Annotated in this window: 14 protein-coding genes; 9 read left to right on the top strand and 5 right to left on the bottom strand. The window is 60.6% G+C overall.

The features are described from left to right. Positions 1–7 precede the first annotated feature (7 nt). Together Mal15_RS07770 and Mal15_RS07765 are read left to right on the top strand one after the other, a co-directional pair. A complete protein-coding gene (locus Mal15_RS07770) occupies positions 8–619 on the top strand; it encodes a hypothetical protein (protein WP_147867236.1) in 612 nt (203 codons plus the stop codon). Between the two features lie 35 nt (positions 620–654). Beyond that, positions 655–2,652, top strand: a complete 1,998-nt coding sequence (locus tag Mal15_RS07765) for an ATP-dependent helicase (protein WP_147867235.1) — start codon at positions 655–657, stop codon at positions 2,650–2,652. Positions 2,653–2,947: 295 nt separating this feature from the next. Here the strand turns inward: Mal15_RS07765 and Mal15_RS07760 are convergent, their stop codons facing one another. Then, positions 2,948–3,463, bottom strand: a complete 516-nt coding sequence (locus tag Mal15_RS07760) for a hypothetical protein (RefSeq protein WP_167546674.1) — start codon at positions 3,461–3,463, stop codon at positions 2,948–2,950. Positions 3,464–3,659: 196 nt separating this feature from the next. Here Mal15_RS07760 and Mal15_RS07755 point away from each other — a divergent pair, with 196 nt between their 5' ends. From Mal15_RS07755 to Mal15_RS07745, 3 genes are read left to right on the top strand one after another with little or no spacing between them, the layout of a single operon-like run. Further along, positions 3,660–5,084: a sulfatase-like hydrolase/transferase gene (locus tag Mal15_RS07755; protein ID WP_147867233.1), complete on the top strand. Its 1,425-nt coding sequence runs from the start codon at positions 3,660–3,662 to the stop codon at positions 5,082–5,084. A gap of 18 nt (positions 5,085–5,102) precedes the next feature. After that, positions 5,103–6,365 carry a hypothetical protein gene (locus Mal15_RS07750; RefSeq protein WP_147867232.1) on the top strand — a complete coding sequence of 421 codons (1,263 nt, stop codon included), beginning with the start codon at positions 5,103–5,105 and terminating at the stop codon, positions 6,363–6,365. A 29-nt stretch (positions 6,366–6,394) separates the two neighbouring features. After that, positions 6,395–7,309, top strand: coding sequence for an outer membrane protein assembly factor BamB family protein (locus tag Mal15_RS07745; protein WP_167546673.1), 915 nt, complete (start codon positions 6,395–6,397; stop codon positions 7,307–7,309). Between the two features lie 118 nt (positions 7,310–7,427). Here the strand turns inward: Mal15_RS07745 and Mal15_RS07740 are convergent, their stop codons facing one another. After that, positions 7,428–8,333: a sigma-70 family RNA polymerase sigma factor gene (locus Mal15_RS07740; protein ID WP_147867230.1), complete on the bottom strand. Its 906-nt coding sequence runs from the start codon at positions 8,331–8,333 to the stop codon at positions 7,428–7,430. A gap of 441 nt (positions 8,334–8,774) precedes the next feature. On the opposite strand from Mal15_RS07740, the gene Mal15_RS07735 reads away from it, so the two are divergent. Both Mal15_RS07735 and Mal15_RS07730 read left to right on the top strand, forming a co-directional pair. Beyond that, the gene (locus Mal15_RS07735) at positions 8,775–9,608 is read left to right on the top strand and encodes an amidohydrolase family protein (protein WP_147867229.1); all 834 of its coding nucleotides are present in this window, start codon (positions 8,775–8,777) and stop codon (positions 9,606–9,608) included. A 7-nt stretch (positions 9,609–9,615) separates the two neighbouring features. Beyond that, positions 9,616–10,644, top strand: a complete 1,029-nt coding sequence (locus Mal15_RS07730) for a zinc-binding alcohol dehydrogenase family protein (RefSeq protein WP_147867228.1) — start codon at positions 9,616–9,618, stop codon at positions 10,642–10,644. Here the strand turns inward: Mal15_RS07730 and Mal15_RS07725 are convergent, their stop codons facing one another. Next, positions 10,645–13,401, bottom strand: a complete 2,757-nt coding sequence (locus Mal15_RS07725; protein ID WP_147867227.1) for a protein kinase domain-containing protein — start codon at positions 13,399–13,401, stop codon at positions 10,645–10,647. It lies immediately after the preceding gene. Positions 13,402–13,703: 302 nt separating this feature from the next. Between Mal15_RS07725 and hemC the strand changes: the two genes are divergently transcribed. Continuing rightward, positions 13,704–14,681 carry a hydroxymethylbilane synthase gene (gene hemC, locus Mal15_RS07720; protein ID WP_261344616.1) on the top strand — a complete coding sequence of 326 codons (978 nt, stop codon included), beginning with the start codon at positions 13,704–13,706 and terminating at the stop codon, positions 14,679–14,681. Positions 14,682–14,730: 49 nt separating this feature from the next. Beyond that, positions 14,731–15,702: a sugar phosphate isomerase/epimerase family protein gene (locus Mal15_RS07715; protein WP_261344615.1), complete on the top strand. Its 972-nt coding sequence runs from the start codon at positions 14,731–14,733 to the stop codon at positions 15,700–15,702. 165 nt (positions 15,703–15,867) lie between these two features. Here Mal15_RS07715 and Mal15_RS07710 read toward each other — a convergent pair whose 3' ends face one another. Beyond that, positions 15,868–17,610, bottom strand: coding sequence for a M28 family peptidase (locus Mal15_RS07710; protein ID WP_147867225.1), 1,743 nt, complete (start codon positions 17,608–17,610; stop codon positions 15,868–15,870). Positions 17,611–17,742: 132 nt separating this feature from the next. Continuing rightward, the gene (locus Mal15_RS07705; protein WP_147867224.1) at positions 17,743–18,765 is read right to left on the bottom strand and encodes a FliG C-terminal domain-containing protein; all 1,023 of its coding nucleotides are present in this window, start codon (positions 18,763–18,765) and stop codon (positions 17,743–17,745) included. Positions 18,766–18,780: the final 15 nt, after the last annotated feature.

The raw sequence follows: 18,780 nt of genomic DNA, 5'->3' as shown, positions 1-18,780 counted from the left end.
AATTTTTATGGTTGACCATCCTCCACAAACTGACCAGCGATCGTTCCTTCGCCGTCGGTCGATCCCCCTGCTGGCCGTTGTCACATTGGCGTCGATCTTTGCCGCGGCGTATTACGCCGGTCAGACCCATGCCCTGCGTCAGGCCGCGGCGGGCGCGGATCAACAGGCAAATCCGCTGGGGGTGAAGCTGCCGACCTTGGACGCCACCGCCGCGGTGTCCAGCGAAAAGTTTTCGATGGCAACGGGATTCATCAGCGATCGTGCGGAAGGCTTGTTCGTGCTGGACCACAACTCGGGGCTGCTGCAATGTTCCGTCATGTATCCCCGGTTGGGAAAGTTTCTGGGGCTGTTCGTGGTCAACGTTCACGACGCCTTGGGATCCGGCAAAGGGGCCGAGTACATGATGACAACGGGACTGGTCGATATGCCCAGCAGCAATAACAATCCCCTGGCGTCGTCGGTGGTCTATGTGTTGAACACGACCACGGGGACCTATGCGTGCTACTACATCCCGTTCAACCGCACGCTGATGAATTCGAACCAACCCCAACAAGGCAACATGGTGCTGCTGGCGACCGGTTCGGCCGACCCCGTCGTCGACCGCGACGCGCTTCGCTAAACGCTCCTCGTTTCGATACCCCAAAAGGACTTTCATTGGCTCACGGATTGAACCCGGCGCAATCGGACGCCGTCGAAACCCTTTCCGGTCCCCTGCTGGTGTTGGCCGGCGCCGGGACCGGAAAGACGCGTGTGGTGACGTTTCGCATCGCCAACCTGATCCGCCACGGAACCGCTCCGGATCGGATCCTGGCGGTCACATTTACCAACAAGGCCGCCGGCGAAATGAAAGAACGCGTCGGCGAGCTACTCGGCTATGCCGGCAAACGCAAAAAGAGGGGCGAAAAACGCCCCGAGCCGACGATCAGCACGTTCCACGCCCACTGCGTCCGCGTGCTCCGCCGACACGCCACCGCGCTGGGCTATCCGGCAAAATTCTCGATCTACGATCGCAGCGACCAAGAATCACTCGCGCGCGAAATCCTCCGCCTGTTGCGACTTCCCGGCACGGCGCTCAAGCCCGGGGACTTGCTGGGGATCATCAGCAACTGGAAAAACGAATCGATTCATCCCGACCAAGCCCCGATGGTCGCGTCGACCGACAAGGAACACTTGGCCGCGGCAGGCTACCGCCGCTACCAGGAAGGCCTCAAGACGCGCGGCGCGATGGATTTCGACGACCTGCTGCTGCAAACGGAAGTCCTGTTCGACCAGCATCCGGAAATCCGTGACGCCGAGGCGGGTAAATTCGACCACGTCCTGGTCGACGAATACCAAGACACCAACGGCAGCCAGTACCGCATCACCAAGCACTTGGCCGGCAAGCACCGCAACCTGTGCGTCGTCGGCGACGATGACCAGTCGATCTACGCCTGGCGCGGGGCGGATGTGACTCACATCTTGAACTTCAAGAACGATTGGCCGGACGCAAAAATCGTCTGTCTGGAGGCGAACTACCGCAGCTGTGGCGCGATCCTGGAAATGGCCAACCGGCTGATCAAGTTCAACGCCGAACGCCACGACAAAGTGCTTCGCCCCTCGCGCCCCGACGGCGTGCGGCCGCGGATCGCACAGCACAAGGACGAAACCAAAGAATCACAATCGGTCGTCGGCGAGATCAAACACCTGATCGAAAACGAACACATCCAACCGCGCGACATCGCGATCCTGTTTCGCACCAACGAACAACCGCGTCTGTTCGAAACCGAATTGCGCAAGGCCGACGTCCCCTACGTCATGCTGGGAAGCCAATCGTTTTTCGATCGCCGCGAAGTCCGCGACATCGTGGCGTACCTGAAATGGATCGATCAGCCCGATGACGAAGTGTCGCTGTTGCGGATCATCAACACGCCGTCGCGAGGGATGAGCCCCAAAACGGTAAAGACCTTGATGGAACACGCCGTGGCCGACGGTGTGTCCATTTGGCAGATCATGCAACGCCGTGACATCGTTGCCGATCTGTCCCCGGCGGCCCAACGCGGCGTCGCCGACCTGCAATCGGTGTTTGCCGACGTCACCGCCCGGGCAAAAAGCGAATCGCTGTCCGCGGCGATGGACACGTTGCTGACGCGGACTGCGTACGCCGATGAAATCAACCGGCTGTACGACGAGCCCGAAGACCGTCAAAACCGCATGGCATCACTCGGGGAAGTGGCCAACGCGATCGGCGCCTTCGAAGACAATCGCGACGACGCCGACTTGACCGGTTTCCTGGCCGACATCGCCCTCTCCGGTCGCGAGATGGGCAATGAAAAAGACAAGCTGGCGATGCAGAACGCCGTTTGGCTGCTCACCCTGCATGCCGCCAAAGGCCTCGAGTTCCCGGTGGTCTATATGGTCGGGATGGAGGAAGGCTTGCTGCCGCATTCGCGCAGCGTCAAATCGGGCCGCGAGGAAGACATCGCCGAAGAACGGCGACTGTGTTACGTCGGAATCACCCGCGCCCAAGAACAACTGACGCTTTCGATGGCGCTGACGCGGCGCAAATGGGGTAAGCCCGTGCCGACGATCCCCAGTCAGTTCTTGTACGAAGTCACCGGCCAGGCGACCAACCCGAACCAGTTTCGCAAGCAACGAAAGATGGCCCGCCGCTGACGTTCGAGCTCTCATCATCAACGCGCCGGAGGTGACTGCCGCATGGAAGGGAGTTGGGTGCGATCGGACGGATGGGACCAATAGGACCTCTATGTCGCATGTGTCCTATCGGTCCTCTCAGACCCTCGGTCGCTAGCCGCGTCCCGATTTGGACGCGGCACTAGCTGGACAGCGCCACTTTGCTGAAGAAACGCTGTGGATCGCCGGTCGAACGTAGCTACCTTCGCCGGAAGGTGGATCCCCTGGGTTTTCCACGCTCTGGCGAGCGTAGCTACGCCAAAGTGGCGCTGTCCAGCTAGTCAATCGAATCGATCGCTTGGCGGACGGTAAAGTGTGGACCGGAAGCGACCGAGTCGTCAGGGAATTTGTTAGCGGTCCAAACCGTTTCTCCGTCGAACGCTGCGGAGAGTTTTGCGGAGGATGCTCTGGCGAAGGCATAACGCCACACAGGCTGCCCCTCGGCAAGCGTCGCTTCGATGATCAACAAGATCTCCGGATCATTGCCTTGGGCGAACACAAAAATGGCACCGTCGACGGCATCGCCCCCGGTTTTGACATTTGAATTACCGAATCGAAAGATCGGCTTCGGCAACAAACGTAACACTTGACGATCGGAATTGCCGTCATTGAAACCTTCCAGCACGCCCGTGCATCGTCGTGCGAGCTGTTTCATTTGACTCAACCGAAGCGTCCGATTGACGCCTGGCCGGAAGGTCACGTCGGCGACATGAAACGTCAGATTCGATTGAGCGGGTTCCCAAGTTGGACCGGCATCAAACCTGATCCGAAAGTTGGGGTTCTCGGTTAACACATCAAGTGTGCGAGTGGTTCGCTGACGAGATTTGACTTGGGCGGTTGGAGAGAAGAAACTATTGCCCGGAAACAGTGTTTAGGTTCCATACCACCAGGGGATCACTGTCCGGTCGACAGGGCAGCGACCTCCTGTTTTTTTCTGCGCCCAGGTGAGAGGATCAAGCATTGTCTGAAATTTTAACGGAAGGATCGAGATGATTCAGTTTCTTGGCTTGGCCCGGGCATGTTGTCGCCGACCATTGGTGACTCCATCGGTACGCAGACTCGTCCGATCGGCCCTCACTGCCGCGGCAAGTCTGATTGCGTTTGGCGGTACAACATCGCTGGCGACGGCGCAGTCGACAGAGCGTCCCAACTTGGTGCTGATTCTGGCCGATGATCTGGGATACGGCGATGTCAGCTATCAGGGGGCACCGGATTTAAGAACACCCAACTTGGATCGCCTGGCCGCCCAAGGGATCACGTTTACGAGCATGCGTGCCAACTGCACGGTGTGTTCGCCGACGCGTGCGGCGATCATGACCGGTCGCTATGCCGATCGTGTCGGGGTGCCGGGTGTGATTCGGACCTCGCCGCCGGATTCGTGGGGGTACCTCGCCCCCGGCGCAGTGACGATCGCCGACCGGTTGGGCGATGCCGGTTACCATACCGCGATCGTCGGCAAATGGCACTTGGGGTTAAGCTCACCCAACACGCCCAATGAACGCGGCTTTGACCTGTTCCATGGCTTTCTGGGTGACATGATGGATGACTATTACCATCATCGTCGTGGCGGCATCAACTTCATGCGTCACAACGCCGATCCGATCGAACCGGAGGGCCATGCGACCGAGTTGTTCACCCAATGGGCGATCGATTACGTAGACGAGCGAAACAAGTCACCCGAGCAACCGTTCTTTCTGTATCTGCCCTACAACGCGCCGCACTTCCCGATCCAACCGCCGCCGGACTGGTTGGACCGTACGAAAGAGCGTTTTCCCGACATGGATGAAAAACGGGCATTGAACGTCGCCTTTGTGGAGCACTTGGACTTCCATCTGGGGCGATTTCTGACGCACCTGGACAGCCTGGGTTTTCGCGACAACACGGTCGTCGCCTTCACCAGTGACAACGGCGGATCAATTCCACACGGCCAGCGAAATCTGCCCTGGCGCGAGGGCAAACAAAGCCATTATGACGGCGGATTAAAAGTCCCCTTCATCATTCGCCCGCTGGACAAGAGCCTCGCCGGCAGCGAATCGGACTATGCTGGGTTGACGTTTGACCTGACGGCGACGTATTTGGAACTGGCCGGCGCCGTGCGGGACCCGGAGTCGGACGCGGTCAGCTTGATGCCGATTTTGCAAGACCGACCGATGCCCGACGAACCCCGGGAACTGTACTTTGTCCGTCGCGAAGGCAACAATCGATACGTCGGCGGCGCCTACCATGCTCTCATCCGCGGCAGATGGAAATTGATGCAGAACGACCCGTTCTCACCGCTGGAACTGTATGATCTAGAGATCGACCCGTATGAAGAACACAACGTGATCGGAAAGAACCCGCGAATCACGAGCCAGCTGAAACGCTCGCTTCGTGCACACATCCAGCGCGGCGGACGTGTCGCTTGGCAACCGTAAACCAGCAGACCGACGAAGATGATCCAGGCCGCACTGATTGCGTTGATTCGCGACGGGGAAACCACCATGTTTATCGACCCCTACGGCGCGGCTTGTTTCGCGCGTCAGCTGGTCTGGGGTCAGGATGCGTTGCACCAGTGGCTGGCCGGCCGTGAACCGGTCAACGAATTCGACACCGATTGCGAAGCCGGTGCGGTGATCGATTATGACGCCCAGGCATTGCTGTGGTACAGCGAAAACGACGAGGTCGACCAACCGCGGTCGCAGCAACTGCTGGACACCCTGATCGCCGAAGCCTGGCCGGGGTTCGAGATCCTGTACGCCGATTCGATGTGTGACCTGCAAATCGCCGCCGGTGATTCGATCAGCCACGCCAGTGCGCAGCGATTGCGAGTCGTCGACGCTAACGTTGATCCGCTGGAATTCCGTAGTGAAACGTTGGACGAGGAAACGCCGCATTGCGAAGAATTTGATCCCGATGGCGAAGACGAGTTCTTTGCCTGGGTGACGATCGTGGACGACGACCAAACGGTCCAGCATCGCCTGATCGGTGAAATCACGTCGGATGTGGTTCGCAACGAAGACGACCCGCTGGCGCGTTTAAAATCGCTGCCGGCCTACGACGTGCCCGCCGAACGCAACGTCAGCGAAGCCGTCCTGTTTGATGTGCCGGCGCGCCGAATCGATCTATGGGGCCGACGCGAGATCCGATCCGTCGCAGGCGAGATGGCGCATTGCTGGACGGACTGGGACGTGCAGTGCATCGAGGCCGATGGCTACCAGCATCAATGCCGCATCAGCGGCCCCGCCGGAACCCCCATGACCGCCGCTCAGGCACTCGGCCCACTGGTCCCCATCCTCCTGATGACCCGACACATCGACCCGGCCATGATGCTCGGCGAACTCGGCAAGTCCTTCAAGGGTTTGATGGCGAAGCTGGTGGGTCTGCTGACCGTGCTGGTGTGCTTGCCATTCGTGTTGTTTGCGTTGATCACCGGGAACTGGAAGACCGGGGGCATCACCATCGGGGTGATCGTCGCGTTGGTCGTGATCGGATTCAAACTGATCGAAGCGAAATGGCGACGTGGATTCGCCGCCACGATACGCGAGGTCGGATCCGATCTCGGAGGCCCCGATGCGGATCAACCCTCCACCGCCGGACCGCAGGACCCGCGCCAACGCCGAGAACAACTCGATCAATTGCTGGCCCGAGCCGGGCTACCCAGCATCGCGGAAATTGAACCCCACTTCGACAGCGATTTTCCCGCTGCGATCTCATGACCGTTTTCCCCCTTTCCAATATCCCATCCATGCGATTCCTCTTTTGCCTGTCCGTTGCGCTGATCCTGGCCGCTCCCCTGACCGCCGGGTCCCCGTTGGTCGCCAACGAACGTAATACGCTTTACTGGTTCGATTCCGACGGCCAAGTGACCGCGTCGGTAAAACTGAAGGCTGCACCGCACGACATCCATGTGCTGCCAAACGGAAACGTGCTGACGCACCAAGGAACCGAAATCGTTGAATTGGACGCGAACAGCCGTGACGTCGTCTGGTCCTTTGACGCACTCCGGCTGGCAACGGCCAAGAAAGTCGAATTGCATTCGATCGCGCCGCTGCCCGGCGAGAAGCTGATGGTGGCGCTCAGCGGCGAAGGAAAGATCTACGAGATCGACCGCGAAGGAAACGTTCACAAACAATTCAATCTCAAACGCGACCGCCCCCACCCTCACCGCGACACGCGGTTGGTCCGCCCGATCATCGCCGGCGACGACTGGACGTATCTGGTCGCTCAAGAAGGCGACGGTTACGTTCGCGAGTACACCCGAAACGGAGCGATCGTCTGGGAGTACGACGTGCCGTTGTTCGGCAAACAGCCCCTGGGAGGCCACGGGCCGGAGGCTTTCGGCGACTCGGTCTTCAGCGCCCTGCGTCTGCCCAACGGGAACACGCTGATCGGCACCGGGAACGGGCACAGTGTGCTGGAAGTCACGCCGGAAAAAGAGATCGTGTGGCAGGTCGACCAGAACGACTTGAAAGGCATCACGCTGGCGTGGGTGACGACGCTGCAGGTGCGAGACAACGGCAACATCATCGTCGGCAATTGTCACGCCGGCCCCGGTCAGCCGCAGATCGTCGAAATCGATCGCAAGAAAAACGTCGTCTGGTCGTTCACCGATTTCGAGCACCTGGGGAACTCGGTGTCGAATTCGGTGGTGCTGCGATAAGAACCGGCGGTTCGCCCGTACGACGTCCTTTCTAGGTCCTCGCGGGAAGCCCCCTGTGGACGACGGCCCGAAAGGGCCATCGTACCCCGAGACGCAGTCCGTTTCGTCGCGATGATCCTTACAGCCCGAATCGTTCACGGGGGTCGGTCAAGCCATCGGCGAGCCGGCGCAGCGCCTCGGTTTCGATCTGCCGAACGCGTTCGCGGGTCAGCCCCAATTCGGCGCCAATCTCCTTGAGCGTTTTCGGTTCGCTGCCGTCCAGGCCGAACCGAAGTTTCAAGACCATCGCCTCGCGTTCCTCCAGGTCCCCCAACAGCTCCATGGCGTGGCGCAAGATGTCGTGATCGAGCATCATTTCGTCGGGGGCCTTGAGCCGTTCGTCCATCACCATCTCACCCAGCGACCACCCCGATTCGCTCTGGTCGCTCTGCGGCGTGCTGTTGCTGATTCGGATCGCTTTGCGAATGATCGGCAGCTTCTTCTTGGGCAACCCCAACACACGGGCGACTTCTTCGTTGGTCGGCGTGCGGCCGAGTTCTTCACTCAACCGCGCGGTCGCACGTCGCCACTTGCTCAACAATTCCACCATGTAAGCGGGAATGCGAATCGTTTTGGCACTGTTGATCAGCGCCCGCTTGATCGATTGCTTGATCCAGTAGCTGGCGTAGGTGCTGAACCGGGTTCCGACGGTCGGGTCGAATCCCTCGACCGCCCGTAGCAGGCCCAGGTTTCCCTCCTCGATCAGGTCTTGCAGGCTGAGGCCTTTACCGGTGTAGCCGCGTGAGATGTTGACGACCAACCGCAAGTTGGCCCGGACCATGCGGTCACGCGCTTCGACATCACCTTGTTCGATGCGGGCGGCCAATTCGAGCTCTTCTTTGGCCGTCAACAACGCCGTCTCGTTGATCTCGCGTAAGTAGGTTTCCAGCGGCGATTGAGCGGCATCGGTCCTGCGACTCGCTTTGCGAGTTTTTTTGACGTCGTCAAGATCCGGATCAACTGAGGGGGCGACGAATTCAGACATGAGAATTTTGGGTAGGTTGAATCGGTGCGGCCATTGCCGCCGCGGACGAGTTGCCGGTGGTCGCCGGAAGGGTGGGCGATGGCCGGGAAGAGGTGCGTGCGCAGCTGACAGTCGGCATAAGGGGCTGCCGTAGGGTGTGCATCGGACGCCGGACCAGCCGATCTGCAATTTCGGTGAATCGGTCATGGGTTTGCCAGCGTTGGCGATTGTCCGGGTCCTTCCGATTGTTCACAAAACACGGCTGGGATGACCGAGCCGGGACGAAGCGGGGCAAAGGTGGCTTGTCGACGATCATCGGATGCCGTTTACTTTGTAGCGACGCTCGCCAGAGCGTGGAACGACCGCCGTCTGGCGACGGCAGCTACGGTGAAGCCGGCATCCGTTCTTGCCCGTTGCTCTCCGAAGCAGCTCTCCCCGCACCCGCCCTGATGTTGACCGGCCATGTTGATCGACTCACACCATCACCTCTGGACCTACTCCGCCGATCAGTATCCATGGATCAACGACCAGATGTCGGTGTTGCGACGCGATTTCTGGACCGACGAGCTGAAAACGCTTGCGATTGAAAACGGCGTCGATGGCTTCGTCTCCGTCCAAGCCAGACAGACGTTGGAAGAGACCGAAACGCTGCTCGCGTTGGCGGAATCGGAACCGTTGATCAAGGGCGTCGTCGGCTGGGTCGATTTCGCGTCCGATCAAGTCACCGCACAACTGGATCGTTTCGCCGACAATCGTCAACTGAAAGGACTGCGGCACGTCGTCCAGGATGAACCCGATGATCGCTTCATCTTGGGCGCGGACTTCAATCGCGGGATCCGCGAATTGGCCGGCCGTGATCTGGTTTACGATGTCTTGATCTTCGCACGACAATTGGAACCTTCCATTGAGTTCGTCCGCACACACGGCGACCTCCCGATGGTGTTGGACCACATCGCGAAACCGACCGTCAAAGACGGCCGAGTCGACGCGCGGTGGGAATCACAGATCCGCGAAATCGCAACTTTGCCGAATCTATCGTGCAAGTTTTCCGGCGTCGTCACCGAAGTCGTCGACTCGTGTTGGGACATCGAAACGGTCCGGCCGTACTGGGAAATCGTGCTCGACGCGTTCGGCCCGTCCCGGTTGATGTACGGCAGCGATTGGCCGGTCTGTCTGCTACGCACCCATTACGATCACTGGCTGGAAACCGTCCGGTCACTGGCCGCTGAACTTTCCAGCGACGAACAACAACAAATTTTCGGCGGTACCGCCAAACGCATTTATCACTTGGAGTAACCCATCGATGCGCGCGATCCAAATCAGTGAAGTCAAAACGCTCAAGCCCATTGAAATCGAATCACCGCCGGCCCCCGGACCGGGACAGGCTCTGGTCCGCACTCACCGGATGGGCGTCTGCGGGACGGACATCAGTTGCTACTTGGGCAAGTTTCCGTTTTTCGATTTCCCGCGAATCCCCGGCCACGAACTCGGCGTCGAAGTCGTCGCGGTCGGTGAAGGCGTGACGAACGTTGCCGCCGGCGATCGCTGCAGCGTCGAACCCTACATGAACTGCGGCACCTGCTACCCCTGTCGCCGAGGAGCGACCAACTGCTGCCAAAACTTGAAAGTCATCGGTGTGATGATGGACGGCGGACTCTGCGAGTCGTTCCTGGTCCGCGCCGACAAACTGCACCCGTCCAAAAAGCTCTCCTTCGACCAACTCGCACTGGTCGAAACACTTGCGATCGGCTGCCACGCCAACGACCGAGCCAACCCGCAACCGGCCGACCACGCGATGATCATTGGGATGGGCCCGATCGGACTGGCGACGCTGGAGTTTGCCAAATTCACCGGGGCAAAGATCAGCGTGATGGACATGAACCCCGACCGCTTGGAATTCGTCCGCGATAACTACGGCATCGAAAACACGGTGCAGTTCAAAGGGGACGGCAGCGAGCTGGAGCGGATGAAGGAATTGACCGGCGGCGACCTTTATCAATCGATCGTCGACGCGACCGGAAACCGTCATTCGATGGGCGGCGCGTTGAACTATCTGGCCAGCACCGGATCATTGGTCTATGTCGGCATCACGACCGACGAAATCACTTTCCGCCACCCCACGATGCACAAGCCCGAGGCGTCCATCCTGGCATCACGCAACGCCTTGCCCGGTGATTTCACGCGCATCATCCAATTGATCGAAGGCGGATTGATCAACACCGATCCGTGGATCACCCACCGCACCGACATGGACAAGGTGTTGACGGATTTCGAGTCCTTCACCAAGCCCGAAACCGGGGTGATCAAGGCCGTGATCTCGGTCAGCGGTTGATCACACATCCAACGCGGACACCCAACGGGCCCACTCGGGTTCGTCCCTGGGGTCCAACAGCGGCTCGGGAATGATCGGCAAACGTTTGCTTTCGGGCGTTCCGGGCGTTTGGGCACGGACGGTCAACAACCCGTCCACGTTCAATTCGAATCCGATGCTGCGGGTTCGTTTCAGTTGGTTGTTGGAATCTTTATCGACGTTGAATTCGTAGCGTCCGAGCGAGTGCCACTTGTCGCCGCGGACGCCGGAGGATTCGACGACCGACAAGGTCATGGAGAATCGATCTTTGGCGATCGTGAGTTTGCGGTTGGTGCGCGCCGGTAATTTCGTGCCGCGGGGGATGATCGGCAGAATGCGGCGCCGCCCGCGGCTGTCTTCGACGACGATGCCGATCGTTTGGCTAGACACGCATCGTGGCGGCACCAGCAAATCCGTGCGCTGCGGCAATTCGGCGGCCAGACAGGCTGCCGCCCCTCGAGCGATGTCGCTGTGATCGACCACGCGGATATCCAGTTCCGGCGACAGTTTTTTGAACAAGCGGTGCTGCAATTCCTCGATCCGCAACAACGGTCCGTGGATCACGCCGGAATCGATCTTTTTGGGATGCACGCCCGCCTGCTGGCAAACCGAATGCATGTCGCGGCGGATCCCGTGAATCAAATCGGCGCATTGTTCCAGCCACTTCTGCCGCGACACGGTGATCGACCATGACGCATCGTCTTTGTCGACACTGATCGTGACCTCGGGCATCATCAGCAACGAATTCATCGCCTGCTCGCACGACACCTGCAATCGCGACGCCGTGACGGTGTGTTCGGTCGGGTCGAACCCGTGACGGCGCCGAAATGCTTCGGCGGCCAGTGTGACCAGGCGATGCTGCCAGCTCAACATGCTGGTGTGCCAATGGCCGGCGGTCGCCAGTTGCGTCAATTGCATGCCGTCGCGTTTGACCAGAGCGACCTCGGTGGCTTGGCCGGACAATCCGATAAACAACATCGTTTCGGCCGAATTGATGTCGATCGGTTTGTTCTCGCTGACCACCGCAGCGTCGATGTCCATCAACAAGGATTGGATGGCCGCGACGCTGCGGTCGACCAATCGAACCGATTCCAGCCCCGCCAATCGCGACGCCTGTTTGATGCTGCGACGATGAAACTGGTCGTAACAGGCGGGAACCACCATCGATGCCAATTTGGGCATGGCGTGCCCCGGCCAACCGTTGGAAACGATTCGCCGAATGGCCAGCGCCAGCAACACCTCCGGCGGGCAATGCCGCCCGGCGATCTCGCGGCGGACGATGTCCTTGCCGATGTACATCGGCAAGCAATGAACGACGCTGCGGGGCGCGGTCAGACGCATTTGATTGGCGTCCATGTCGAACAGCAACCTGCCGTGATCGTTGGCAATCGCCATCCGAAACAACGGTTGGTCGTCGCCGCCGGCGGTCAGATTGTGGATCCCGATCCCTTGGACGGATTCCGCCGCGGCCGCATAAAACATGGCCATCTCGATCGCAAACACGGGCTGGTTGGCGATCGCCGTGGATCCCCCGGAGATCGTCGAATCGTTGCCGCTGCTTTGCCGATTGATGAACTCGGCCAACCAAGCCGGACTGTGCGATTCCTCGGCATAGGCCCCCAGATCTTCCACGACCTCGTCCAGTGACGCGTAGCGTTCACTGAGCCGTTTGGCCATCATCCGCCGCAACAGATTGCTGAGCCCCAGATCGACGTCGCTGCGCAGCTGCATCAGGTCCGGGATCTCTCCGTGGCGGTGCCCATAGACCTGGTCCAAGTACTCACCCTGATACGGTGGTTTGGCGGTCAATAAAAAGAACAGCACCGCGCCGAGGGAATAGATATCGCTCCGCGGATCGGCTTCATCGGGCGATTCGAGTTGCTCCGGTGACATGTAGGCCAGCGTTCCGATCAACCGGCCTTTGCGCTTGTGATGCGAATCCGGGTCCTGGACGCGTCCGAGTTCGCGACCGTCTTCGGACCACAGGACGTTGCTGATTTGGGCCAGCCCCAGATCCAGGACCTTGATCGTCCCGTCCTCCGCACGGATCAGGTTGCCGGGTTTGACATCGCGGTGCACGATTCCGGCGCGATGGGCATGCAGCAACCCCAATGCGGCTTGTCGGATCACCGCGGCGGCCATCCCGGGTGACAGCGGGCCGTTCTTGGCGACCAGTCGCGTCAACGTCATCCCGTCGACATACTCCATGACCAAATAATGGATCCCGCCGAATTCGCCGGCGTCAAAGGCGGTGACGATGTTCGGGTGCATCACGCGCGAGGCGGCACGCACTTCGTCGTAGAATCGTTCCACCGACGCTTCATCGGACATCCGATCACCGCGCAAGATTTTCAGCGCGACCTTGCGTTGCATCCGCACGTGCTCGGCCGAGAACACCTGTCCCATGCCGCCCGAACCGATCAAGCCCGTGATGCGGTACTCGCCGATCTGTTTGGGAACCGTTTCCTCGGTCGGCGCGCGCTTGGCTCTTGTTTTCGTTTTTCGCGGCGCACTTGATTCAGAATCATCGTCCGGGGGAAACGCCTGGTCCGAGGCCACGCTCAGGTCAATCTCCGGCTCGGACAAATCCCCGATCTCGCAGGTCGCCGGATCGGCGCTGACCGCGTCGCGGTAGGACGGCGCGCTTTTCAACTCCGCCGAATCGACGACTCCCCCTTCAAATTCGCTGGATAGCGAATCGGGCGTCGAATCGTCGCTGTTGTGGAGTGGATTGTTCAACGTGATGGATGCCGGGGCGCGGCGGGTGCAAATGGATCGTCGCGTGGTGTTCGGTTTCGCCGCCGGGCCGATGGGGCCGCGCTCGTGATTCCGTTCGTGATTCCGAACGACTGCCGCCGATCTGTCACTATACCGCAAGACCGGAGGAGTTGCCGGAATCGGATCCGGCACGTTACTCTAAGATCCGGAAGACGCAGACGGGTGAATGTCGCCCGACACGTCGGTTTCTCCTCACTCGAACTCGGCCTGTTATCTTGCCAGCATCGGATCAACCGTCAATATCCAATCCCCCGCCCTCCCACTTGCCCGCTGAAAACGGGGACGGTCGTGTCCTGCGAATCGCGACGCGTGAAAGCCCGCTGGCCCTGTGGCAGGCTCGCCACGTCGCCGGGCTGCTGGCCGAGCGGACGCTGCCGCCGCAAATCGTGCCGATGGTCAGTAGTGGTGACGTCGACATGCGGCCGATCGACGGCAAACGATCCGTCGGTGTGTTCACCAAACGGATCCAGCAGGCGCTGCTGGAAGACGAAGGTGACGTCGCGGTGCACTCGATGAAGGATTTGCCCACCGAGCCCCACCCCCGGCTGCGGATGGTGGCCTCGCCGGAGCGTGAAACGGTCGCCGATTGTCTGGTCTCGCCGGCGGGCACGGAACTCGAGGACCTGCCGCATGCCGCACGCATCGGGACCGGCAGCCGCCGCCGCGCCGCACAGTTGCTGAAAGTCCGCCCGGACCTGGAAGTGTTGCCGATCCGCGGGAACGTGCAAACGCGGCTGCAGAGAATGCATGACGGCGAGTATGACGCGATCATTTTGGCAGCCGCGGGAATCGAACGGCTGGAGATGATGGATTTACCCCGCGTCGAATTGCCGCTGGACCTGATGCTGCCCGCCCCCGGCCAAGGTGCCTTGGCGATCGAAGTCCGCGGCGACGACTCCCATGCCGTTTCGGTGGTTTCCCGCATCAATGTCCCGCGATCGGCGGCGTGCACGTCGGCCGAGCGGACGTTATTGTCCGACCTGCACGGCGGCTGTTTGGCTCCGATCGCAGCCCTGGGAACCGTGACCGAACGCGGCGGCGGAGATCAGCCATCGGTCACCCTGAATTTGATCGCCCGCGTGTTGTCGGCCGATGGCAAAACGTGCTTGGAATCCCAAGCCGACACCCCCATCGACTTGAGTTCCGACGACTGGCAACGCGTCGCGATCGAACTGGGACGTAACGTCGCTGCAATGCTGATCGATCAGGGCGCCAAACCGCTGATCGAAGCGGGGCGATAGAATTGGGCACAAAAGAATCCCCCCATCACTCCTCCCCAAGGTCAACCCCGTGCCGACACACCCCAGATCGATCCGCCACAAGACGAATCCGCCCAGCCGCCGTCAATTCATCACCGCCATCGGTGCGGGCTGTGCCGCCGCCGGCACCGCAAGCCTGCTTGGCCCCGCGACGACGACCGCCGCCGAACCGTTTCCGCGCAGCGGTGATCCACGGTTCCGCCTCGGTTTGGCCGCCTATTCACTCCGCAACTACTTTTCATTCATGAAGGGCAAGCGGAAAGAACCGGCCGGCGGAGGCAAGGCGATCGACATGGTCGGCTTTCTGGACTATTGCGTGCAGCAAGGATTGGAAGCGGCCGAATTGACCAGCTACTTTTTCCCGCCCGACGCCGACGACGCCTACTTCTTGGAACTCCGCCGACAAGCGTTCCTCCGCGGCGTGACGATTTCCGGCACCGCCATCGGCAACAACTTCACTCAAGGCGCCGGCGAAAAGCTGGACCGGGAAATCGAAACCGCCCTCGAGTGGATCGACAAGGCCGCCGTCTTGGGCGCGCCCCACATCCGATTCTTCGCCGGCAAAGGCAAGGAACTGGACGATCACCCCGAACGGATGGATGAAGCCGTCGCGGCAATGAAACGCTGTGCGGAGCGGGCCGGCCAGCGTGGCGTCTTTCTGGGCATCGAGAACCATGGCAATCTACGTCCCGACCAATTGCTGCCGATCGTTCATACCGTTGACCATCCCTGGGTCGGCATCAACTTGGATACCGGCAATTTCTACAGCGAGGATCCCTACCGCGATTTGGAACAGTGCGTCCCCTACGCGGTGAACGTCCAAGTCAAAATGAACATGAAGAAGCCCGACGGGACGGAGTATCCGGCCGACTTGGATCGGATCGCCGGGATCCTTCGTGACAGCACCTACCAAGGCTTCGTGGTTCTGGAATACGAAGACGAACAGCCATACGACCACATTCCCGCGGCCCTCGATCGACTCCGTAGCGCACTTCGTGCCTAGCGTTAATCGTTAGCACCGTTACGGACCAAACAACCCGGCGCCGCCCGGGGGGCGAGGCCGCCAAAACGATCCTTTTCCTGAAGCTTTTGTATGGCTCCGTCAGGAAACAGACTACTGTCTAGGTGTGCGAGGGACGCGAGACGAAGCTGGCACAACAACGAGATATTAAGCGTCCCCCCGTGCGAGGCGGGGTCGGTTCTTCGGAATCGGCCTCGCCTTTTTTTGTGCCGCCCACGCCGTCATGGCCAACACCGCCAACAGGCTCGCCAGCGCCGCGTAAACCGGTTGTCGCCACGGCCCCAGTGCTTGCACCAGCAACATCACCAACGGCCCAGCCAAGATGACCGCGGCCGCCCAGCCAGACCAGGCCGCCAGCGTCGCCTGCGGCGACACGATGCGAACCAACGCATAGGTGAAACTCGGCAAGACCAGTAGATACGCGCCACCGGGAAGCGCCATCGCGAGCACGGTCCCCAACGCTGCGGTCACCCACCAGATCCAATCGCTGACGACCTCCGCTTCGTCGGATTCGATCCGCTTGGTAAAACGTTCCAGCAACGCGGTCACGACCAGGAACGAGGCGGCGATCGTGACCACCCCCGCCTGCAGATCGATCGGAGTGTACTTCAACACCGAAAACGGCGTGGTCCGCAAACCGAGTTGAATCACGACGCCGACCAACAATCCGGCGGCGATCGACAGCAGGACGACCAAGGCGTGCCGCGGCAAGCGTCTCACTCGACCGAGCGAACGTCCGCGCAGACACACCACTCCCATCAACGCAGCGGCCACAATCGCGATCACCCTCTGGATGCCTTCGCCGAAGTGCACCACGGTCCAACCATACAGATCAAAGAACACGGCGTTGCCGTGCGCGGGGTCTTCGGTCGATGCGTTCAACCGGCGCGTCGTCGGACCATCCAAGCGGTCGATGGCACGGTGCATCGAAAACAATTGTGCCCCCATGTGCTGGAGCGTCCGGTCGCTCAGGTTCTGCGGCGTGTCTTCGGGGCGGTGATAACGATGGGCACCCCCGATGACGGCGTAATTGAATCCGGACAGTCCCAGTTTGCCGTGCCAGGCGTTGAAATCCGTCGCATTGGGCAGTGACCGATAGATCGTGACGGCCAGTGACGAAGTAATCTTTGGTCGCGCCAAGTCGTCAATGATGGTCGAAACCCAGCCACTGTTGTTGACATGCGTTTCAAACATCGCAATCCCGCCGCGCGTACCGCGGGCATCGAAGTTCAACACGAACGCGGGGCGGGGAAAGGGCAGCGATTCTTGGGCAACGATCGCGTACGCGCCCAGCAGCCCGAATTCTTCCCCATCGGTAAACAAGTAATGCGTGGTGCGAACCGGCCGGGACGTCGACAGATGGCGGATGTGTTCAACCAAGGTGACAACGGCCGAACCCGCATCCCCGGCACCGGGCCCCCAGCGGCACGAATCATGGTGCGTGGCGATCAGGATCGGTGCCAACGAGGGATCAGATCCTTCGACGGTGACCCACAGGTTTTTCAACACCGTCCCGGGTGGCAACAGGTCGACGCGGCCTCCCGGATGACGATCCTGACGCTGCGGATCCCAGGGGATTTCGATCCGCCGCATTGGAACCTCGTAACCTCGGAGCTTCTTTTCCAGACGTTGTAAAAAGGCTTCACCCGACGCGGTTCCCGTCGTGTGTTTTTGCGGGGGATCCCCCAGCAATTCAACCAGCGTCGCGCGCATCCTGGCCGCCGACGGCTGGTCGGTCGGGGCATCGATCCCCAGTGGCGCCGGACCTCGGTATTCGAACCAACCCAACAGAACGGAAACGCCCAACATCAACGTCGCAGCGACAATTCGTTTGCCGAAATTCGACGCGTCGCCAACCAAGCTCGATTCTCCCGTCGTCCGAGTCCACATCTGATTTGCAGTTATCCTAGCGGGAAGCGTCAGCGAGCGCAAATGCCAGCGGGAAGCGTCAGCGAGCGGCCCGTCAATCAACTCCACCAGCACCGCCCGCCACTGGCTCACGCCACGTGCTGGCGTGCGTGCTCATGCCGCGAGCGAGGTCGACGGTTGCTGCGTGAAGCGGATTGCGATCTGCGCGACGATCTGTTTCGCCGCGTCGATGTCCGACAGCTGCAGCTGGCCCATCCGGCGCATGTCACTGCGGACCTTTCGTGCTTGGCGGCGTGGCAGCATGTCCAGGACGGTTTCGGCGGTCGCGTTGGGCAGCCCGCACAACACCAAGAACGCTTGTTTGGTCGACACCATCCCGAGCGCGCGACAAAGTTCTTGAGGCGGCAGTTGTGTCAAGAATCGATCGATCCGTTCGGCCAGTTCGTCGGCCTGGGACCGTGGATCGGCGCCCCGTAAGCGCTGTGGCGGGGCCCCGGCCGCGGCGTCTTGTGGTGTCGGCCGGCAGGATTCCGGTGGGCCTTCTTCTGGCACACCGTGCGGCACGGAGAGTTGGTCGGATTCGTATCGACGTGACTGAGGTGGCAAGACGCCGGCAGCCTGTGTCTGGTGGAATTGAGCGAACATGGTCCGCATGGCATCGTCCGGTACCGAGCAATCCGCTTGCCGGATGGGCAACGTCTCCGGCACCGATGGCGACGCCTGGGACGAGTTCAAGGCGTCCGATGAAGCGAGCTGTTCGGACGACACACCATCGTCACTGGATGCTTGAGGTGCGGTCGTTCCCCGCGTCGTCTCCGCGGACGATTCGGCAACGGAAGCGGAACCGCGGTACATCGGTTGGGAGCGTTTCTTGGATACTCTTGCGCGGCCGATCTGAATCTCGTCCTGAATCTCCGATTCGACTTTTTCGACACGACTGGTTTCGGTCTGCAAATCGTCCCGCATGCGATTGAGCACATGGACTTGTTCCATGGCATCGACTTCCCCCATCGCCGACATTTCCTCGGTGATGCATCGCTTGTCTTCGGCACCCAATTGTCCCAACAACACGCGGTGTGTCCGCTGGGGCAGCGTGTGCAGCAAGATGGCGATCTGTCGGATCGAATCGCTATGGCCGATCGATGATCCGGAGGAGGTTTCGGAAGAGGTGATCATGGACGAAGTCGGTCT

The organism is Stieleria maiorica (genome assembly GCF_008035925.1).
GTDB lineage: Bacteria > Planctomycetota > Planctomycetia > Pirellulales > Pirellulaceae > Stieleria > Stieleria maiorica.
The sequence above is the reverse complement of the archived record's forward strand: the minus strand, read 5'-3'. Positions and strand labels throughout refer to the sequence as shown.

Coding starts and splice junctions, on each gene's coding strand:
- Mal15_RS07770 (WP_147867236.1), top strand. CDS start 8: ATGGTTGACCATCCTCCACAAACTGACCAGCGATCGTTCCTTCGCCGT.
- Mal15_RS07755 (WP_147867233.1), top strand. CDS start 3,660: ATGATTCAGTTTCTTGGCTTGGCCCGGGCATGTTGTCGCCGACCATTG.
- Mal15_RS07750 (WP_147867232.1), top strand. CDS start 5,103: ATGATCCAGGCCGCACTGATTGCGTTGATTCGCGACGGGGAAACCACC.
- Mal15_RS07745 (WP_167546673.1), top strand. CDS start 6,395: ATGCGATTCCTCTTTTGCCTGTCCGTTGCGCTGATCCTGGCCGCTCCC.
- Mal15_RS07740 (WP_147867230.1), bottom strand. CDS start 8,333: ATGTCTGAATTCGTCGCCCCCTCAGTTGATCCGGATCTTGACGACGTC.
- Mal15_RS07735 (WP_147867229.1), top strand. CDS start 8,775: ATGTTGATCGACTCACACCATCACCTCTGGACCTACTCCGCCGATCAG.
- Mal15_RS07730 (WP_147867228.1), top strand. CDS start 9,616: ATGCGCGCGATCCAAATCAGTGAAGTCAAAACGCTCAAGCCCATTGAA.
- Mal15_RS07710 (WP_147867225.1), bottom strand. CDS start 17,610: ATGTGGACTCGGACGACGGGAGAATCGAGCTTGGTTGGCGACGCGTCG.
- Mal15_RS07705 (WP_147867224.1), bottom strand. CDS start 18,765: ATGATCACCTCTTCCGAAACCTCCTCCGGATCATCGATCGGCCATAGC.